General features: G+C 62.2%; 12 protein-coding genes and 1 pseudogene. 12 read left to right on the top strand and 1 reads right to left on the bottom strand.

The annotated features are described in order from the left end of the window. Window positions 1-695 precede the first annotated feature (695 nt). The 12 genes and pseudogenes from ACX80N_RS17020 (at window position 696) to ACX80N_RS16965 (ending at window position 19554) form a co-directional block, all read left to right on the top strand. Window positions 696-1325, top strand: a complete 630-nt coding sequence (locus ACX80N_RS17020; RefSeq protein ID WP_459340335.1) for a hypothetical protein — start codon at window positions 696-698, stop codon at window positions 1323-1325. Window positions 1326-1911: 586 nt separating this feature from the next. Next, window positions 1912-2079: pseudogene (locus tag ACX80N_RS17015) on the top strand (IS1380 family transposase); the annotation flags it as partial. A gap of 534 nt (window positions 2080-2613) precedes the next feature. Further along, window positions 2614-3387 (top strand): hypothetical protein, encoded by a 774-nt coding sequence (locus tag ACX80N_RS17010; protein ID WP_459340334.1) that lies wholly within the window; start codon window positions 2614-2616, stop codon window positions 3385-3387. A 634-nt stretch (window positions 3388-4021) separates the two neighbouring features. Next, window positions 4022-6655, top strand: coding sequence for a hypothetical protein (locus ACX80N_RS17005; RefSeq protein ID WP_459340333.1), 2634 nt, complete (start codon window positions 4022-4024; stop codon window positions 6653-6655). A 214-nt stretch (window positions 6656-6869) separates the two neighbouring features. Further along, on the top strand, window positions 6870-8456 hold the full coding sequence (locus tag ACX80N_RS17000; protein ID WP_459340332.1) for a hypothetical protein: 1587 nt from the start codon (window positions 6870-6872) through the stop codon (window positions 8454-8456). Next, on the top strand, window positions 8453-9844 hold the full coding sequence (locus ACX80N_RS16995; protein WP_459340331.1) for a hypothetical protein: 1392 nt from the start codon (window positions 8453-8455) through the stop codon (window positions 9842-9844). The genes ACX80N_RS17000 and ACX80N_RS16995 overlap by 4 nt, the downstream gene beginning before the upstream one ends. Before the next feature lie 34 nt (window positions 9845-9878). Next, window positions 9879-12110: a hypothetical protein gene (locus ACX80N_RS16990; RefSeq protein ID WP_459340330.1), complete on the top strand. Its 2232-nt coding sequence runs from the start codon at window positions 9879-9881 to the stop codon at window positions 12108-12110. 12 nt (window positions 12111-12122) lie between these two features. Further along, complete coding sequence (locus ACX80N_RS16985; protein ID WP_459340329.1) at window positions 12123-14390, top strand: hypothetical protein; 2268 nt, start codon at window positions 12123-12125, stop codon at window positions 14388-14390. A gap of 32 nt (window positions 14391-14422) precedes the next feature. Beyond that, the gene (locus ACX80N_RS16980; RefSeq protein WP_459340328.1) at window positions 14423-16669 is read left to right on the top strand and encodes a hypothetical protein; all 2247 of its coding nucleotides are present in this window, start codon (window positions 14423-14425) and stop codon (window positions 16667-16669) included. Between the two features lie 15 nt (window positions 16670-16684). Continuing rightward, complete coding sequence (locus tag ACX80N_RS16975) at window positions 16685-17605, top strand: caspase family protein (protein ID WP_459340327.1); 921 nt, start codon at window positions 16685-16687, stop codon at window positions 17603-17605. Window positions 17606-17608: 3 nt separating this feature from the next. Then, a complete protein-coding gene (locus ACX80N_RS16970; protein WP_459340326.1) occupies window positions 17609-18553 on the top strand; it encodes a caspase family protein in 945 nt (314 codons plus the stop codon). Further along, the gene (locus tag ACX80N_RS16965; protein ID WP_459340325.1) at window positions 18550-19554 is read left to right on the top strand and encodes a hypothetical protein; all 1005 of its coding nucleotides are present in this window, start codon (window positions 18550-18552) and stop codon (window positions 19552-19554) included. Before ACX80N_RS16970 ends, ACX80N_RS16965 begins: the two co-directional genes overlap by 4 nt. 564 nt (window positions 19555-20118) lie before the next feature. On the opposite strand, the gene ACX80N_RS16960 is transcribed toward ACX80N_RS16965, so the two are convergent. Beyond that, window positions 20119-20562 (bottom strand): DUF4913 domain-containing protein, encoded by a 444-nt coding sequence (locus ACX80N_RS16960; RefSeq protein WP_459340324.1) that lies wholly within the window; start codon window positions 20560-20562, stop codon window positions 20119-20121. Between the last annotated feature and the right edge of the window lie 2 nt (window positions 20563-20564).

Genomic DNA, 20564 nt, shown 5'->3' with positions numbered 1-20564 from the left:
CGCGTCTAGCCTGTTGCATGGGCGAGTTCAGCCCAACCATGACTGGAGGGGTCAGCACGATGGCGGTTACGTATTCCCGTTGGTTGATCGCCGATAATTTATCTTATGTCAAGCTGTAGTCTTCGTATCTCATTCATGAACCATCCGGTGCTATCCCCTGGGTTGCTAGGCGTTGTGTCAGGATGTGCCGTGCGGCCACCTTCGGACTCAGCGCACTCGGCTGGAGGACCCGCACCGGAGTCGAACTGGAACCCGAAACCGTCCACGCACTCCTTTGCGAGCCCCGGCACCTACTGCTGACACTCGGTGTCCTCAACGACCGCGGCGCGCCAGAAGAAATAACCGTCACGTCACAGGGGAAAGCCTTCGTTCGCGCAGCCCTGCAGTCATAACCAGCAACCACCAACGCCGCGATGACGCGATCCTCCGAAGCCAGACCGCGCAATCGATGCAGTGGCGTTCACAGGTTCCCAATACGCCGGTTCACCAGCAGAAGTGATCCCCCATGGCAGGATCTGCCGAATGGAACCTGGTGAAACCTAGCTCGCTCGGACGAGTTGGTTCTGGCTTCGATCCTTCCGCCCCTCAGGTCATCCCCGCGTGTCCCTCACCGCACTGCAGGTACGAAGAGCCACAAAAGTGGTTGCCGATGGGGCTTCGCTGCGGCATGCTATTTACGGGCATTGGAGGTGGAGATGAGCGTCTCCTCGATGGCACAAGACAGCGCACTGAGGCTAGGGCCTGCCGCGCGAACAATGGCCGAGGTCATCGATCGGGCGCTCGAGGGTGCACTGGAAGCACCCGACCAGCCAATCACGCCAGCCGACAAGACTCAGGCCAAGCAAGCCGGCCACGCAGAGGCTCAAAGCGCAATTAGTTCCGTTTCATCTGGACCCTTGGCTCAATTAACGAAGTTTGTTCCGACAGAAACGATTACTCTGTATGTTGCCGTGTTGGCGGCTCTCGGTGACGTGACTCCTCCGACTGGCAATCCGATCAGTGACGCTGACTTCACGGCTCATTGGGCGGCCGTCGTCATCCTGCTAGGGGTGACAGTTGCACTTACCTTGGGCCTCAGCTACAGGGCACAGAAGGACCGCAGCGCCGACGATAAGTTTCAGGTGCCGTACTTTGAGGTGTGCGCCGCTGGAGCAGCCTTCGTTATCTGGGCCCTTTCGCTTCCAACGACGCCGCTTCGAGACGTGCCAGGATACGACTACTCCGCTTGGAGTTCGGTTCTCATCTTGGTAGGAACCCTCGCTATAGGCACAACGGCATTCGTGCTCAAGAAGAATGTCAAGTGGGATAAAATACCAGCAGCATAGAGCGGCACGATTGCACCGCATTATCCCCATAAGACTCAGGGCCAGTGCAAGCAGGCCGGTGTCGACGCCGGTCGCGAGTGAGTTTCCAGCCCGCATCTTTCATGATCTTGTAATGGCGCAGGGACGGGACGTCGTTGTCCTCGCTGGCAGTTGACTGTGGTGCGGAGGTAGGAACAGTAGCCCCGATGGTGCTTGGGGTGGGCGCCGGTCCGGGTGCCGACATAGCCCTGGCCGCTGGGTGGTGATGGTGACTCTGGGGTCAGCCACTGGATGTGGGGAGGGCCCGGACTCGGGTCAGGAGGGCCCGGACGACGCCGGTCCCCCGGCTCCCGACGGCGAGGTGCGACGGTGCGGCGGCCGCTGACCGCAAGGCGTCCGGCGATACCGGTAGCCGCAGGTGGAGCCGTTTCGGTCCCCTACGACGGGCTTGGAGCGTGGTGTGATTGGCCGCGTCGGTGCAGCTGAAGCCGGGCGAGCAGGTCGGCGGCGAGGGCGACGATCTCACACCACACCTGGTTTGCGGCGAGGCCATGCAGGAGCAACTTGGGCAGATCAAAATTCTTGTACCCCACGCCTTCCGCAGTGGCTTCGACCCCGGCGCCCAGGTCCGCTCACCGACGGACACCGTATCACCGCATTCGCGACAAACGCCCCGCGAATGGGTCCGGGTAGCCAGATGGCGGGTCTCGAACTGCGCCACCGGCGTCGGGCCCGCCGCGAGGACCGGACCCATAACGCCAAGGACGCCGGCCTGAGGGTGCAGTCTTGCGCCTGATGCATCGCTCGCTGCGACCTCTCCCCGTCGCCAGAGCGGACGCAGAGTGCACCAGCTTCGACAAGTACGCGCAACCCCGTATATGTAGGCTCACGCTTACCTGTAATCCTGTTTCCATCCAGTCGAGGACCAGCGACTTGCCACACACCGTTCCATGGAGGTGGAGGTCGCATCGCGCTGGTTGAGGACAATCGGCAAGTTTTGAAATTTCGGTATGCCGAAAGAGGACACGAACCTAGCGTCGGTGTTCAGATGCGAACTGTGTGCCCCAACCAACAGTGACGGCTTGGCTCCCATCCTGCATGAGTTCTGTCATCGCTATTTCACTGTCCACCGGCCAGAAAAATCGAGGCTGGTCGGATCCCCGAAGGCCCCGATAATGCTTCCGTTATGGGATATCAAGTTCTAAGGTGAGCTCCAAGAGCTAGCGTATCCGACCCTCTTGCCTGAATCGACTCAGGCAAGCTCTCGTGTTTGAGAAGGACTAGGTCAGGGACTCTGAGGAGGCTAAGCATGACCGAGCAGCACGATCACGGCAGCGGGCCCGGCGGCCATGACGAGCACGGAAGTATGGGCGTTCATGGAATGCTGCTGTTCGGGGGCGACGTCCTGTACCTGTCGCATCTACCGATGTTCCAACATCCGCACAACTTTCAAGTAATCCTTCAGGTAGAATTCGATGAGGTTGCGGGCAAATCCCTACGCGCCGATCGCGCAAATGACGACAACGACTTGTACACATTCGAACCCGTGGAGTTCCACATTACTGAGCTGGATCCCAGTGGTGACGGACCGGCCCGTTCCTCAATTGAGGGAACTGTCTACCGAGGCCATTTCGAGCGCGGCGGGCAGCCGATTTTCCGCGGTGCCGTCGCGAACGTGAGTCGTGTTGTGTATTTTAGCAAACTCGATTTCCATGCGGACCACACGGTGAACTCAGATCTTACCTACCTCTGTTTCGGAGGAGTCGAGCAACTGCACCTTGTACATTTGATTACATCCAGCCCCAACTTTGACCACGTTCTCACTGCTCGTAGGGTCCCCGGCACATTGACTAGTCAGACCGGACACCCTGCGCCCGATGTGACGAACGAAATAACCTCGGCAGTACCTGTAGAGTTCAGGGGTCGTAGTGACACCCCCCACGCTCGCCTGACACCCAAAGAGGTAGTCGAAGCTCTCTTCTTCCAAAGCATCTCGCCAGGCATAGGATTTCACGGCTTTCGTGTGCAGTTAGAGATCGACCGTGAGATTTACGTCGAGCTTTCTGAGCTTGGCTCAACCTGACCGCCCGTACAGTGGCAGGTAGGCGTCCAGACCAGCTTCGTCAGCGATGAGGCAACCGCGATAATTAAAAGGACCGATCGTTCGCCGTAAGACGGGTCTCCTGAATGCGCCGTGAGGCGCTCGAACCCCGGTAATTCGTCTGCCGCGAGCTACAACTGACGTCCGTCCCAATGCAGGGCGGTACGGTCCTTGATTCACACGTCGGAATTCTGAGGCTCGAATTGGAGCAGAACCTGACGGTTAAGACCCATGACACCTCCAATAGACGTTCACCGTCCTCACTTGGAAGGCTTGTGTCAAGGGTGCAGAACCGAGCCGCGTGATGATGGCGAGCTGATTCGCCACAACTTCATGCAACGTCTACTTACGATCAGGTTTTACGTGGCTCTAGTCAGGAATCGGTCTAGCGGGTTGTCCGGTCGCAGGTGTAGGTGTAGGTTTTTGCACAACACACCGTCGCGGTATGCAAGAAGCGATCATCACCGGTACGAGAGTGTGCACTCGTACCGGTGCACGGCCTTTTTGGGGGTCGACCCGGGTTCCTGGCACCCGAACTCTTCGTATCTAGTTTCAAGTCATATCAGGCTCGTTGCCGGACCTTAGGGGCCGGTCCCACTGGGGAGAGCGAAGACGCATGTCTACAGATATCATCCCGAGAAGCGACGGCATCATCTTGCCCGCTGAGTTCGCCCATCTGCTGAAAACCCGAGAGGGCGTGACATCGTCATCGGGCCTTGTCGTAGTTTCGCGACCAGTAGACGACCAGATCACTTTCGGCGAAAGAACCCATGTCGGCCGTGCTCTCGACATCCCGGATTGGTTTGACCCTGACCTGCCACTCGCAAAGCGACCGAGGAACCGGCCGGTCGTTGACCGAGCCAACCTTGAGGTGCCCTATACCGACGAGCCCGCATCTGAATTTACGGTCTTCATCGACCCGCACCAACCAGACCAACTTTACTTTGTGCCGACGTACGTCCTCGCCGAGCGACGAGTTGGAACCGAGGCCCGGTACGAGATGTCTTTGGCCCCCAAAGGCGACGGGTTCGAACTGGCGGTTGCGCTCACCGCGCAGCGACCGCCTACCGCGCCCCAAGGCGCTCTTCCGCTCGATTGCACGCTTCGGCTCCAGCTCATCCATCTGGCCCCCGTCGCCGATGGCGGTACCGTCCAGCGTTCGCACGAGTTCAGTGTGGTGGTCAGCGAAGAGGGCTGCGTGGCGACCTTGCAGGTAGACGAACTTGGTGAGCGCGACGAGATCTACCACGCATTGACCACTGCGAGTGCCGAGCCGCAGCTGCGGTTGGACCGCTCCATCAGGGTCGCGGTCCGCTCAGCCGTGGATGAGGTCACTCCGCCTGTCGTGATCGACATGCTTGAGCTGTCGCCACATGCCCGCTGGGGTGGTGCGCAACTGACCGACACTAGCGGAAACTCGCGTGACGGTGTTGCCCTGCCGTTCAACGGCAGCGATGGGGATGCCAATGGCTTCGTCATTCTCAGCTCCTCGATCGCCCTGGAGGACGGCACCGACCGGCGTGCATTGCGTACCCATCCCAAGTGGGTCGACTTCGGCACCATCAAAGGTCACCATCCGATGGTGGAATTACCACCCCGTGCAACCTTCTTGGCGCAGGTTGGCTTTGTACGGGGAGCAGCCCACTCCGACGGGGTCGAGTTCATTGTCTTCGCGCACTACGACCTACCGGACGGGCGACGCAATTGGGTCGAGGTCCTCCGGCACAAGAAGCTGTACACCGGCTTCCTTGACAGCGTCTCCGCCGACCTGGCCCATCTGCGCGCCCAGCAAGTGGGCTTGGAGCTTCGAGTCGATGCCGGCTCGTCGTCCGGCCAGGACTGGGCGGCCTGGGTCGATCCCCGCATCGTCGGCGAAGATCCGGAACCTCTCCCGCCGCGCTACCTGGTGACGACGTCGACATTCACGCAAAACATCATGCCGGTCCCCTTCGTGGACAAGGAGCTGCACCGTTACATCTTCGAGGGCCTGTCGGGTATTGGCTCGGGAATGCCAGCGCTGACTCATCATGCCGTTGCATTCGAGGGCACTGTCCATCACTACTACCAGCGGAGCTCTGACCGAGGTGTCTTCCTGTGCCTCCCTGACGTGTACCGGCTGGGTCGGCGTACCGAGGTTCCGCGGAATCCGTCGCTGAGCGTCCGCTTCACCAGCCCGGATGGCAATGCCGACAACCTGGTTGCCGAGGTTGCCTATGTTGCCTACCCCATCCTCGACACGCGGCGTATCGAAGCCGCCAAACCTGCTCTCCGGGCCGAATCCCCGCTGTTGGACCCGGCTGCGGAAATCACTTTCGAGGTGCTGCGGTCCCACCCTGACAGCGTGACCTATCGGCTGATGCTGCCTGCGGCGTCTGGTGCCTTCGAGCGCTCGGTCCGGGAGGGTTCATTCGTGGCCTTCGACCGTGAGATCGTAGACGTGTTGCGCCTGGACCTGCCTGGGTTCCAGGCGGTCTTCGATGCCGTGATGGGGATCGGGGGCTCGCCGCTCTTCACGGGCGAGGTTCTGGTGACGATAGGGCAGACCGATACCTTGGCGGTGCCGCTGGTCGCCCGCCTGACTCAGCTCGCTGGAGGAGTGGCGAGCGTGACCTCTGAGCAGGAACGCCCGGGCGTAGCGCACGTGAGCGTCCGCAACGAGTGTGAGAGCCCAATACGCCTCACTGCGCTACCCCCGACCCAGCTGCACTCGGCGGGCGTGGGTGTCGAGATGGTCACCTCAGATCCTCAGGTTGATGGCGTGGCAGCGACCTTGCCGGCACTGTTGGCACCCATGTCTGTTCTGCGCTATCGAGCCGAGGCGTCAGTCCCACGGGCCGAGCAGATGGACGTTCGTGTCGACCTCAGCCGACTCACGGTCGAACCGAACCCTGACCTGGTCTGGCAAAGCATGCTAGACGCCTCCGTGCCGGCTGGGCTGACGTTCGAGGTCCCCGTCACCGTGTTCCGGGACGTTTTTCAGCTCCACGACGAGCTAAAGGTCGTTGTGGTCGAGTTCGCGGATGGAACCGCGCTGAGCTTCAATCAAACCGAGTTCGGGACTGATGTGCCCTCGGTGGTCAAGACCGCACAGCTACCGCTGCCGCTAGACGCCGTCGTTCGGCACAACAAGATGACGGCTGCCTACAAGTACCGTATTGTCGCCGTCGTAGGGCTCGGGATGCGGCCACCATCGGTCTGGATCGAGGCGTCCGGGCCCCTCTTTCCGGACCTTAGCTCGATCGGCGTGTGAACCGATGGCGTCCACACCAGGGCTCTGGGACCCACTCCAGGTCGGCGACCAGGTCGTTTGGCCGCCAGCCGACGGCGTCGGGGCCTACACCCTCCTCCCGACAGCACTGTCCCTCACCAACACACCGCAAGGCCGGCCAGACTTTCGTCTCGAGCTAGTTCGCAGCGCAGCGGTCCGGATACTGCAATACGGCACTCTGGACCTCAGAGTCACCATGGCGAGCAGCACCGAACAGGCCACCGAAGCCCTCGAACTGCGCGGCGTCAACGCCCCGGTAAGGCAGGCGCTATTCGAAGGCGGAGTGGCCCGGATTATACTGGACGCACTTCCGGACCCCGAAGGGCTCCAACCGGCCGGCACGATGCAGACAACCAGCCTCGGCCTGCTCCGCCTGACCCGACACCTTGACCGGGCCCTAGCCGTAGCGACGGAGCAGCTGCTCAGAAAAGGGCAGATGCCGGCCCGCGTTGTGGTAGACACCCAGCTGCTGGCCGTTCCGCCCTCCGTCAACCTGGTCGTTAAACTCGACCCAGCCACCCTCCTGTCGGGCCTGACTGGCACGGTCATCAGCTGGGCGATGCTGAACGACTTGTTCGCCACCGAGCTGATACACCGGGCCGCCGGCGAACCGGCCGCACTCGGGTTCGACATCGTGGGCGGCGACCCCTCAGCAGTCCTGCCGGAACAGTTCGCACTCGCGATGGCGCTACGAGTCCGCCAGCGGTTCGGCAGCTTCGCCGCGGACCCAGCCGCCGCAGGCGAACCGCACATCTCCATCGCCGCCGACCTCAGCGGCGACGTCCAGAGTTGGGATCTAGCCCAACACGAGGCGGGTCTCTACCCGGTGGCTCTGGCCCTCCCGCAGCCGGAGGAGGTGCTGGCCGAGATCCTCAACGGGGACACCGAAGACTACATCCGCTTTGTCGACGTCGCACCACTGACCACGGGCTTCCGCCGAGTGACCGTCAGCGCCAACCTTCCGCTCGACCGCTCGGGCCTCCTCACCGCGGTCCGGCTCCGCAAGCCGGCTAACCCGTGGCGCCCGACACCGATCGACGACTTCGTCGTCCTCACCGCACCCGAGGACCGCGACACCGTCGTCCTCCAGCTCTCCCCCCGCGAGTCGCCTGACGTCGAAGCCAACGCAGTGGTCCGGCTCGCCCACGGATTCCCACGGTCCAGCACAACCTTTGAAGGCCCCACCGTCATCTCGCGCGCCACGACCGTGCTCCTCGGCCCCGACTCTTTCCCCGTCCACTTCGTCACCGTCGCCGCCTCCACAGCAGTCCTGGAACAGGCCACCCTTCACGGCACGACGACCTGGGTCGACACGGCAGACTCTGGCACACTCACGTTCCACCTCGACTTAGCCCACCCCAGCCGTTCACTGCCGCTTCCGCTGAACACCACGGCCGGCGCGACCCAGCTCGTCGCCGCCGGACCGCACGGACAGCAGGCCGTCCTCCGCGGCCTGGTGGCACCGCCCGAAGGGCCGGTCACGCTCAGCGACTTCCCGCTCTACGGACACAACGCCGTCGACGTCACCTGCAACTTCGGACCAGCAAAGGCCGGCACCCAGAAAACCGAGTTCATTCCCGAAGAGTCCATTGACCTGCCCGAACACCGAACCCTGCTCACCTTCGGGCCGAGAACCCCAAGCCAGCGCTACATCTGGTTCAGCACCTCGGTCTTTGCGACCGGCTACCGGTTCCGCCGAATCAACCGGGCCGGCGCCGCTGAGGACTGGTCTGCGATCCAGCCGCCCGACCGCGACTTGGTCATCGAACCGACGGACATATGACGATGCTGGCCCACGACACCGCCTTCACTGTCGAAGAACAGACGTTCTACCGCGACTCCGAGATCGAGACCCGCGTGTACTTCGACCTCGGTCCCGTCATCGCAGCGGCCAAGCCGAAGGGAACCCCACCGCTTCGCCTCATCGCAATCGGTGACCGGTTCTCCCTACAGCTGTCCGCCCAGCTCGCACCGACCGCGGACCGAATCGAGGAGTTGAGGCCCCTGGTCGCGGTCATCCTGGGCCTGGCCGACCACCGATTGCTTCAGGTCGCACCGGTGCCCGCCAGTTTGGGAACGGTCGTGCTGTCCACGCCGGGAGGCGACAGCACATCCAGCCCAGTGCCTGTGGCAGCCACACGACCCTCCGGGATCTTCCCGTTCACCGTGGTTGTCCAAGTGATGATCGACGGCGAGGCGGCCAATCATGTCAAGGCGGCCGCCGCCGGCGATCCCGGCCACCTCATCCTGCAATACTCGCTCGCGTCCACGCACTCAATCCCGGTCCGCGTCACGTGCTCGGGAGATGTGGGAAGCCGACTCGTCGAGCTGCGGGACCTCGGCTTGTCCGGCTTTGCGGCCGTGAAGTTTCTTCTCGATGAAGGGGTCCTCGTCTTGGCGATCGACGCCGTCGCGTCCACGCCCCCCGAGGAGCTACAGCGGCTGAGGTCTCAGACGGTCGAGGCTGCTGCTCGCTCATTAGACGCGTTCCTGCTGCACCACAGCGTGCCCAGCTCGGCAACCACGATTCACGTCTCCATGGTCGAGGAAGTCCTCACCACCCTGCACAGCGAGCTCACAGCCGACATCGGCGCGTGGATGGTTGACGATTTGCCGCCAACCACCGACCCGGACCCGCGCGACCCGGACGTCTCCCAGCCGTTTGTGCAGGTGCAGATTGTCGTGGACCCGGTGCCGACACTGGTGAACGCGGTTACGGTAACGGCACCGTCAGGAGAACAGCTCGAGCTTCGCCGGTCCGAGGCCGACCGGCTGCCCGCATCCGACGTCCCCTACCTCATTGAAACCAGCTACCGCGGCAGCCACCCGTCCTTTGCATGTGAGCGGGCGCCGGTCAACGACGCGCTCCTGCTCGGCCTCGATGAGCTGGGGCTGGCGCCACTCACCATCGAGGCCGAGCAGCTTCGTCTCACCGGCGCCCGCAGGCTCCGCGTCCATCTGGTGCAGCGCCGAGCCGACGGCACCGTCGCTCTCGACGAGACGCTGTACTTCCGGCCCGCCGACGCAATATGGCGGGCCGACCTGCTGATCTATTTGTCCAACACCGGGCCTGCGACCATCGACTACGACGCCGCCGTCACCACGGCGGTCGGCGAACAGCACACCCGCCACGCCACGGACGTCACCGGAGCCATCATCACCATCCAATAGAGGCGCAGAACGCGCGCACGAGAGGCCGGTCATCATGCTCGACTCATTCAATCTTCAGACCCTGAGTGGCATCACGGTGTTCGCCGACGACACAGCGTTCGACATGTTCTATCTGTATCCCACTGAGCCCAGGTGGCGGGTCGACGAACGCAAGATCCCGCTGGTGAAGTTCTACTTCTATAGAGACCGGGTTGACCGGCCCGACGGACCCAAAGGGGGTTGGCTGTTATTCGATACCGAATTCGTCGTCCCTGATGAGAAGAGGGCCGAGATCACCGCCGCGCTTCAGGTTCAAGTCAACAGTGAGGCGCAACGCCGGGGCGTCGACCCGGCACCTACTGTCTCGATTCAGGAGATGGCGTTTACCGAGGCCAAGTGCTCCATAAACCTTTCCGATGAAAGCAGCTCCTTCTTCGAGCGCATCACCAACCCTGGGCGGCCTTCCAAGTACGGTCGTCGTGTTGCGTCGTGGAGCATTGAGATGAGCGAGAAAGGGGCCGCGCTGGTCGACGCCGCTCTCCGGGGGACGACAGGCGCCTCGATAGCCAGCATCACCTATGAGATGCACTGGCTGGCCGCCCTTCCTCCGATGACCGTCACGGGGACCTTCAACGCGGAGAAGTTCTACTCGTTTACCCAAACCGTTGACGTCGACTGGGACCTGTGGGGCGAGGACAGCTACCGGAGGAGCGTCTCACAGCGCCTCCGTCAGTCCGAGTCAACCAAGGTTGAAGTCGACCCGGGCGGCTTTGCCGCCGACCCCGCGAATCAGGAGGTCGTCGACAAGGTTCGCGAGTGGGCACAGCGAAGCCTGGAGGACAGCATCGAGCGCCGGATGATGCTGAAGATGGAGCCGCCGACCGAGGACCAGCTTAAGGCGCCGGACGGTATTGAGGACTCGACCATCAGCTTCCGAAACCACCAGATTGACTCTTTCAGCGTCACGCATACCGAGAAGGTGATCGTCGAGGACTTCGATCTCGCCCAAGGAACCTTGCCAACCATCGGCAGCTTGACCGACATCGATGGGAACCCGCTGGACCCCAATAAATTCATTGAAAAGGTTGACCTCGACCATCCGTTCTTCAAGACGGTGCGCGTCAACGCCAAGGTCAACGCTGACTTCGAGGGAATGCCCATCCACTCCGTGGAGGTCCGGATGGACTACGACGGGGAACCCATGCTGCTAGTCGACGAGAATGAGGAAACCGTTGGCGTCGACGGCGAGTTCGCGTTCGACAGCACCGACGACGTGGCCCGATTCGTCGCCGCCAAAAACCCTGGCGTGAACACCTACACCTACAGCTACTCCGTCAACTACCGAAACGAGGCGAAGAAACTCGAGGCCGGCCCCTTCACGGTCCCCATCAGTGACTCCATCCAGACCATCGGTGTCAGCGACGCCGGAGTCCTCGACATTGCTGTGCTTTCCGGCGACCTGAACTTCTCCCTGGTCAAGTCGGCCCACGTCGTGCTCACCTATACCGACCCCAGCCATGGCATCACCACGCCACTGGAACGACACTTCGACATCGACGCGAACCATCGCGAGCACCGTTGGCAGGAAGTCATTTTCGTACCCCGGGCCGCCCCTTACCACTACAAGACAAAGTTCACAATGGAGGACGGGTCGGTGCTCACCCGCGAGGGGACCTCCAGCTCAGACGTCTTCTACACAGACGACCCGTTCACACTGCTACGCATCGTCAGCGTCCGGTCGTTCGGCGACTTCACTGACGACATCCGCAATGTCACGGTCGCCCTCACCTACCGTGAGCCAGCGAACAACTACGTGAGGACCACAACGATTGCCATCAACCAGGACAATCTCTTTGCCGACTGGACCGTTCCCGTCATCGACGAGTCCAAAGGCGTCCTCAGCTACTCCTGGGACATGGAGCTCGTCAACGACCCACCCAAGACCCACCCTGAGACTGTCTCCGAGGACTGGGTGATCCGAATCGGTCGACGGCCCTTCGAGGAGGTACCAGTCCAGTTCGTTGCCGACCTCCTCGACTTTACCCAGATCAAGCTGGTGAAGGTTGACATCCGCTACGAAGATCCAGCGGACGCCACGACGATCAGCAACAGCCTCGTCTTCCGAGCCCCACCCAGCAGCCAGACGATCCAGCTCAAGAGCAGGGACGGCAGCCGACCCACCTTCAACTGGGCAGCCACGTTTTTCATGGCAGACAGCACACGGCGCTCCACCACACCGGTAGACAGCACCGATGAAGTCATCGTTCTCGAGCTCCCCACCGCCTAGGGAGCCGCACTCATGCTTACAATCGCCCCGCCGCTCTACATCATCAACGGCGTTTCCGTTTTCCGCGACAGCCACGACGTGCTCCAGTACTACTTTGCCCCGCTCGAGCCCCGCCTGGCCCTCCGCAAGAACGAGGCGACCGGCAAGGACGAGCCGGTCATCAGCCTGATCAAGTTCATAGACGCGGACGTGGACGACCAAGGGTTCCTGCAACTCGACGTCAACCTCGGGCTGCCAGAGCCGCAACAGAAAAAGATCAGCAGCGCATTGCAATCACTCGCTGGTCTCGACGAGGCACCACGTCTCAGTCCCATTCCGCTGGTTGACGGCGACGTGCAGTTCCTGCTGCTCGGTGAGCAGACGGGCAAGCCCTCGACCACCCCGGTGACTCCGGGCACAGACTCCACCAGCCTCGTCACCGCCTTAGCGCACGCTGGCAAACCGTCACTGTTCGGTGAGAACCGAGCCATCTTCTCTGCCCGTCTTTCCGCAGCCGGTTTCACCGTCGTCGAGGCCGGCATGAAGGGCAGCCTAATGCCGGTCGGCGTGGTGTACAGCCTGCAGTTCCTCGCCCTCCGCCCGGCTTTCAAGTTCACCATCAATGCGGACTGGTCCCGGGTCCAAAATCACCTAGCCTCGACGTTCGGCTCCGGGTCCCTGTTCCACGAGGTTGAAATCAGCGACGTCGTCGACAGCCTCATCCATGATCAGGTGATCAAGATCGATAAGGCGGTCTTCGTACCACCAGACGAAGACAACTCGGCCACCCGCGAGGACATGGACGAGATGTTCGACGAGGTCAAGACAATGGTGCTCGAAAGTTTCTTCACCCCCTCCCTCGACCCGATCACAGAGAAGCCCAACGACTGGCAGACCGCAGCCAAAGGACTGTCCTCGATCCGGCGAGTGCTGCACGGAGGCGGCGCTGGCGGCCTGTTCAGCTACAAGCGCGACCAGCAGACCCGCATCGATGAGCGGACCCTGAACGCCGAGGTCACCTCCAGCTCTACGGTGCGCCGAACTATCTACCCGCAAGCCCACCTAGCCGGCCTTAGTCGGGTCATCAGCTCACTGGGCTTCACCGTCGACGACTTCATCTCCGAGGTCCAGGTCGACCCCTGGTCCACGGAGCGCAACGTGACCGTCCTTACCCTCGCCGACTTCGAAGCTGATGACATCGAACGGGTGCACGTGCGGGTCAAGTACGGCTCCGAGCAGTCCGACGAAGTACTCCGGACCACCGGCGAGCAGAAGACGCTGGCGTTCAACAGCATCGTCGAGGCTGGCGTCGTGCAACGCGACGTCGACGTCGACTACACGGTCAGCTTTAAACCAATGGCCGGCAGCGGCCGGCCCCCGCAGCTGAGCTCGCCGACCACGTCACGTGACACCAATAACGTCGAGATTGTGCCGCGCGAGCTGTACACAGTGACACCCATCCCTATCCGCGTCCTGCCCCCGGACCTGTTCGTCGAATTCCCCCATATCGAAGTCGTGCTCTCAGCCTCCCCAGCCTCGGCAGACATCAGCGACGTCATCCGGCTCGACGTCGAGCACCCCACTGCCAGCTGGAAGTTGTTTGCCGCGGCCTCAGCGGCCCGGACCTTCGAGTACAAGATCACTTACCACGCTGCGAACCTCTCGGACGTACAGCTTGGCTGGCAGAGCGGCGACCGGGAGGAAGTCGTCGTCCTACATCCCTTCCCCAACCAGGTGCCGATAACCATCATCCCTCCGGGCGATATGGCCGACATCCAGTACCTGTTCGTCGACGTCGACTACACCAACCCCGTCACCGCAGAGACGTCAACGCAGAGCGCCCAGTTCGACGCAAACCGCCGCGCCGCCCACGACCTCAGATTCGACGTCGCGCCAGGCCGCCCCTTCCTGCTGACCTACCGTGTCACCTACCTGACATCGGCTGGCCAGCTCGTCGAGCTGCCCCCGTCCATGACACGTCAGCGCCGCATCTTCGCCCTGCTGCAGCAGGCGGCCCACCGGGTTGTCGAGGTCGGGCTGGGCGAGGGCTCTTTCACCCAAGCCCGGCTTCGCGAGATCCGCGTCAGTCTGAGCTACCAGGGCGATGGCAGCTCGTTCAACAGACTGTTCATCTTCACGTCGGCCGACGCACCCTCGGAGTACTTCGAGTACGACGTAGCCCCCGGCGCCGACGCTGGCTACGAGGTCAAGGTCGAGTACCGGCTGATCAACGGCATGACACGCCGGCTCGGACCGACGGAACAGGACAAGGACACAGTCCTCGTCCCGATCCCCACCTAGAGCATCGCCGCCATAACCAAGGAGGAACTGCAATGCTGCTTCTCGGAAGCGCGAACACGCTGACGATAGCCGGAATTACCGTCTATCCCGATGACGCCGACCCCCACCAGTACTGGTACCTTCCCGGACCGGTCCAACTCGCCCGTGACTCAACGCAGAGACCCCACCTCACCCTCATCCAGTACGTCGGACAGGCCGACATCGACCTCGACGACGGCGGCTTCCTGCTCTTCGAGGTCAACCTTCGGATCGACCCCAACACTGAACGGCAGATACGCTCCCGGCTCCGAAGCATCGCCGATAAAGCCGTCAACCTCAGCCCCGTTCAGTTCGACGAAGGAACCGTGAAGTGTGTCGCCTTGGACCTCGAAGGCTCCGGCGGCACCGTGTCGCCAACCGCCGACGGCACATTTAAGGCTGTGGAGAAGATCAACGGTGCCACGACACCGTCACTCGCCGGGGACAACAACGCCATCTTTAGCCTCAAGCTCAGCAATGCTGGAGCGACCATCATGCGCGAGACCCTCGAACAGGGGGGACAGCCGGTCGGCGTGATCTACGACCTCCTCTACACCGGCCTCCGCCCGGCCCTCGAGGTCAAGATCACCGCAGACATGGACCGGGTGTACCAGCAGTTCAGCGCCAGTCTGGAGGCACAGATCTACTACGTCCGAGCCGGCATCGACGCCGGCTTCGAGAAGCTTGTCCAAGACCAGGTAATCAAGATCGATGTCAAGAATTTCTCCACCGCCCAGGACCGGGCCGAAAAGGAAAAATGGGCGTTGGACTTCTTCAAGGAGAACCTCCTCGCGCAGTGGTTCCAGCCCACCCTGACGCCCGGAAAGCTCGCCGGGACACCCGCGGCCGCCAGCCCTCTCAGCGATGTCGTCGCCCTCGGCCAGCGACTACGCCCACCGCAACCCACCGCGCCCAGCCGACCCGACACCACGCCACAAACACCCCCCAGGCCGCCGCAAACTACCCCCAGGGAAGGCGATCCCGACCACGCGACGGGTTCGCAGACCCAGGAGCGACTCCAACCGCAGCCTGCGACACCACTTGCACCCGACCAGTCCCCCTCGGCGGGGACCGGCATCGCCGGCGCGAACCCCACAGTGCCACCCGCCGACCAAGCCCCGCTCAGCTTCGACCCCTCCCCCATCGCCAACCTCGGCCGTGACGGCGTCAACATCAGTCCCGTGAGCTTCAAGCTCAAGTTCATCCGCCAAGAGGAACGACGAACACTTACCTTCGAGTACAACCGCGCCGAAGCCGTCCAAGTGCCGTACAACCCGCAAGGCTTCTTCAGCGTGCTCACCCGCGACCTCGACCGGGCCGGAATGATCGTTTCCGTCGACCTCGACTCCGCGTTCTTCCGCAACTTCGACGTCGAAGTGGCAAAACGTATCGACTTCACCCAGATCGGTCTGAACTCCTCCCAGATCATCCTCGACTACGGCGACACCGACACCGACACCCCCGAGCATCACAAGCATCAAGACTTCCTCTTCACCCGCGACGACCCCACCCCAACCACCCGGCGATGGGTAGTGCCGATGGCGAACATCCAAGCGAACAGCTACCAGCGGCACGTCGAGTACAACTTCGACCCACAAAGCAGCTGGGAGGGTGCCAGCTTCGAGGTCGACATGCCCGACGAGCTGACCGCGGACCGACGCTATGAGATCAACCCGTACGAGCACCTCTCGTTCCTTCACATCGAGGTTCGACCTGACCCCCTACTCGACTGGGGAGTGATCCAAGACATCGAAGCGACACTTACATTGGAGAACGATCCTAATCGGAAGAAGTCGTTCACATTCCGCGAGCACGACACCCCACGCACCTGGCTTGTTCGATCCGCAGCACGACACGACACCACTGGTGAGCGAGTGAGCCAGCGCTACTCCTACCAGCTGCTCTACCGCCTCACCGACGGCCAGACGCGCACCATCACCAGCCCGGCACCGATCTCCAGCGATGTCCTCAACGTCGCCAACCCCTTCCTGGGAACACTCGCGTTGGAGGTGCGGTCGCTGCTCAGCCCAAACGTGCGCTCAGCGATCTTGGACATCGACTACGTCGACGGTAGCTACCGACGCCGGCTCAGCCTCGACCTGGACCCCAGCACCACGAGCCAGGCAAAGCTCTTCCATCTCGCCATCCCCGACCCGACCAAGCGCTCGTTCAGCTATGCAATCACGATTATCGGAACCGACAGCACCGTCACCCAGCGGCCGGCCGTCGAAACCGACGACCCCCGAATATTCGTCAGCTGAGCCTGGAGGCGAGCCATGACCAAACGCGCATTAGTTGTCGGGATCAACGACTACAGTGCACAGCACCGACGAAGCGAGGAGCTCGGGCTGACCTGGCCGAACCTCCAAGGCTGCGTCAACGACGCCAACGCCATCTTCGCTCTGCTTGGCCGCGGGTTCGGCTTCGACCAGATCAACCTCCTCACCAACCGACAGGCCACCAGGAGCCGCATCCTCGGCACGCTGCGAGCCATGATGGTAGCCTCGCGGCCCGGTGACGTGGTGTGCTTCTACTACTCAGGCCACGGCGGGATCCTGCCCGCCAGCCGCGCACCCGACAACACCCGCTTCTACGAGGCCATCATCCCCGCCGAAGGCGACTGGATCTTCGACGTCCGGATTACCCAGATGGCGGAGCAGCTACGATCTAGCGAGGTGAATTTCACCCTCATCATGGACAGCTGCCACTCCGGTGGTATGCACGCCGCCGACGCCAGCCTCCAAAGCGTCCCGCGGTCCGTGCCGATGGAGCCTGCAACCGCCAACCTCATCGCCCACATCCAGACTCTGATCCCCTGCGGCGCCTGCCTACCACCTGGATCCACCGACATGGATAACAACGTCAGCAATCCCACCACCACTGACCACGGCTTCACCAGCCTGGACCAAGACCCTAACAAGGTCCTCGTCGCCAGCTCGAAGGCGACCCTTCTCTCCGCCTGCCAGTACTGGGAGACGGCGCTGGAGGTCAACGGCCGCGGTCTGCTCACTAATGCCATTTTGGACACTGTCAACCGCAGCAATTTCGACGACAGCTACGACGAGGTGCTCAACCAGGTTCGTAGCCACGTGCGCAACGCCGCGACAGCACAGAACCACGTACAAGTCCCCCAGCTCTACGGCCAACTGGGACGAACTGACGAACCTTTCCTGCAGCCCTGGACGAACTCGGAGTAGATGATGACCAAACGTGCCGTTGTAGTCGGTATCGCCGACTACTCCATCCAATTCCCGGCCAACAACCGCAACCTCTTCACTCCGGTGAACGACGCCCGCAGCATCTACCACCTACTGCAGGACTCCTTCGGATTCCAGGCCGCAGACATTTTCTTCTACGCGGACCACGACGCCACCCGGGACAACATCTTGAGCGCGGTCTCTTATATCACCAGCATCGCCCAGCCTGGGGATGTGGCGCTGTTCTACTTCTCCGGACACGGCGCCCGGATCCGCGCCGACGCCGGAAACCGCGACGCCGACAGCTACTACGAGGCACTCGTGCCAGCAGTTGGTGACTTCATCACCGACTGGGAGTTCGCCAAGATCGCCGAGAAACTACAGCCAGAGGTCTGCAACTTCACCCTCGTCATCGACTGCTGCCACTCCGGCGGCCTGCATGAGTCCGACGAACTCACCAAGGCAGGGTCGCTCCCCTACTCCCAGGAGCTGATCGACCTAATTTGTGCAAACATGCGCACTCTTATCCCGGTCGGCATCTGCCTCCCGCCGTCGGCACACGGGGAGCTCACAGGAAACGTCAGCAACGTCCACCCTGGCCCAAATGGCCTCATCGACTGCGACGAGGATCCCGACCGCACCCTCGTCCCGTCCTCGAAGTCGACGCTGCTCAGCGCGGCCCAGTTCAACGAGCTCGCCTGGCAGCCGCGCTCCGCGACCGCTCACGCCTTCCTCACTCAGGCGCTACTCGACATCTTCAATCAGTCAACTCCGACGCAGCCGAGCTACCGGCAGGTCCAGGACAGAGTCCGGCCCCGGGTGGAGGAAAAGGTCACCACACTGGTTCGACCAAAGCATCCCGGAGTCACCCAAGTGCCGCAGCTCCGCGGCCAACGGAACAGGATGGACGAAGAGTTCCTCAAAGGTTGGACGTTTACCCCGGCATGACGACCCTCACAGCGACCGACCTGTCTGCCGACGACTTCGAGCGAAGCCTCGAGCATGGGCTGCAAACGCTGAGCCCGGTGATGCCGGCAGCGGTCACCCGGGCTCGGCACGGCATGTCGGGGGTCCTTGCCGGACTACGGAGCAGCGAATTCCCCGAGATCACCTGCCGCTTCAGCCGACTGACCGCTGACCGGTTCCCTCTCGAGCTGAGCTTCTCCACCGCCCAGCCTGACAGTTTGCGCTACACCAGCGAAATAGCGGGGCCAGAAGTGGGCGACGCCGACAGGCTACCTATTGCGCTCCGGCTGCTCGAAGACCTCGGACAGCCGATCCTGCAGCCGGAGCAGCTGGCGCTTCGTGAGCTACAGCGCGAACCTCCTCGTCGGTTTGGGGCCTGGGTCGGCGGGCGGCATGACGCTCACGCTGACAGCTACAAGATTTATACCGAAGTGATAGCGAACCGAGACCCGGACGAGCGCACTTCGATCGTTGACCAATTGTTCGGCCACGATGTGCTGCACGAGCCGCTCACCTCCTCGCTGCGGATTGTCGGCTTTCAGCCACACCCCGGAAACGCCACAGAGGCGTACTGCCGAATCGGCCACGCGACCTTCGCCATCGATATAGCGCTTGAGCCCTACACGAGTCCGGATGAGCGCCGACAGCTTCATGAGGCGGTGGCTTCGGTCCGCGGGGAGCGCCTCATCACGCGCAAAGACATTACCTTCGGGGTCAGCGTCGCCGTGCACCGTAGCACTGCACAGCGCGTGGTCACGCTTTACGCCCCGGCGAGAGACCTCATCGGTCCGGACGACAACGTGGTGAATGCTGTCAACCGTTGGCTTGCGCACGAGGGGCACGAGCTCCCGGGATATCGTGCGCTAACACGGTCGGGGAACCCTTGGCCGTTGGGGCCACCCGCCCACGGTCTGATCGGTTTCAGCCTCGTGCGAAGCGCAGTCCACCTACATATCGGGCTCCGAACTCCCCGCACGGGTTAGCGCTGCCTGTTCACGGACCCAACCTCCTCGTCGAATTGGAGAAGCAACTAGTGAGTTAATTAGTTTGCACCCAAGTGCGAAAGCGCTCGGTCACGGGTTGCATGGATGCGTCGACGATCCCACTACCCTCGTTCTTTAGCCCCCTGGCGCATGGCCTCTTAGAGGGTCTTTTACCAGGACAAGTGCATCGAGGTAATGATGCATGGAGTGTGTCATTACCTCCACTCGACGACGGCGCGCGAACTCAACATGATGCTCACTTCGCGAATTGAGGAGTGGAACGAGAGGCCGCAAGCCTTAGGGCTTCCGAAAGTGTGAGGACGGATGACAACGCAGCCTGCGCGAGCGAATAACAAACCCCACCGGGATCACCCGGTTGGGTTTCGGCATATCAGCAAAGCTGCGATGCCGCCGCCTATCAGCAGCTGACCGCGTCCTGAGCGACTGACTAGCGTTCTGAGGAGAGCCATTAGTAGCGGCCCTCACTGGAACCATTTTTGCGCAGGATTGACGTGCAACGCACTCATAACTCAAGGTCCCATAGTCAGCTGATTGTCCGCAGAACTAGGAATACAACCCGCCCGGTGCAGGCACCACGGGCAGGGACGAGTTGGCTGGCTTGTGTTCTTCGGCCGTGCATCCTTGGAAAGGGCCTTTCGGTGCCAGGAGGATGCGCATGGTTGGATCCGCGTAGTTGTTCCACCAATCAGCCATTCCCAGTGTCTCGTCCAAGCGCAAGGCTTCCCATGCTCGCCAGAGAGCGTTGAGCCGGCTGGATGTTTCTACGTGGGCCCACCAGGTGCTGCACCAGGTGAATTCTTTGTCGTACGCGCTGGCCTGCACAGGACGCGCGAAGTGGTGGACGAGGTACTCCGAGACGAAAGCGTCCAGGGTGGGGAAGATCAGCTGTGGCTGGGCTTTCGTTTCCTGCCCAGCGGACCCCTCTGGAGCATCCGGGGCAAAGGGGTCGGTGTCATCGTCAGCTTCGTAGTGCGATTGCGAATCCATTC

This window comes from Arthrobacter sp. MDT2-16 (assembly GCF_054510925.1).
This window is presented reverse-complemented; position numbering and strand designations above follow the sequence as displayed.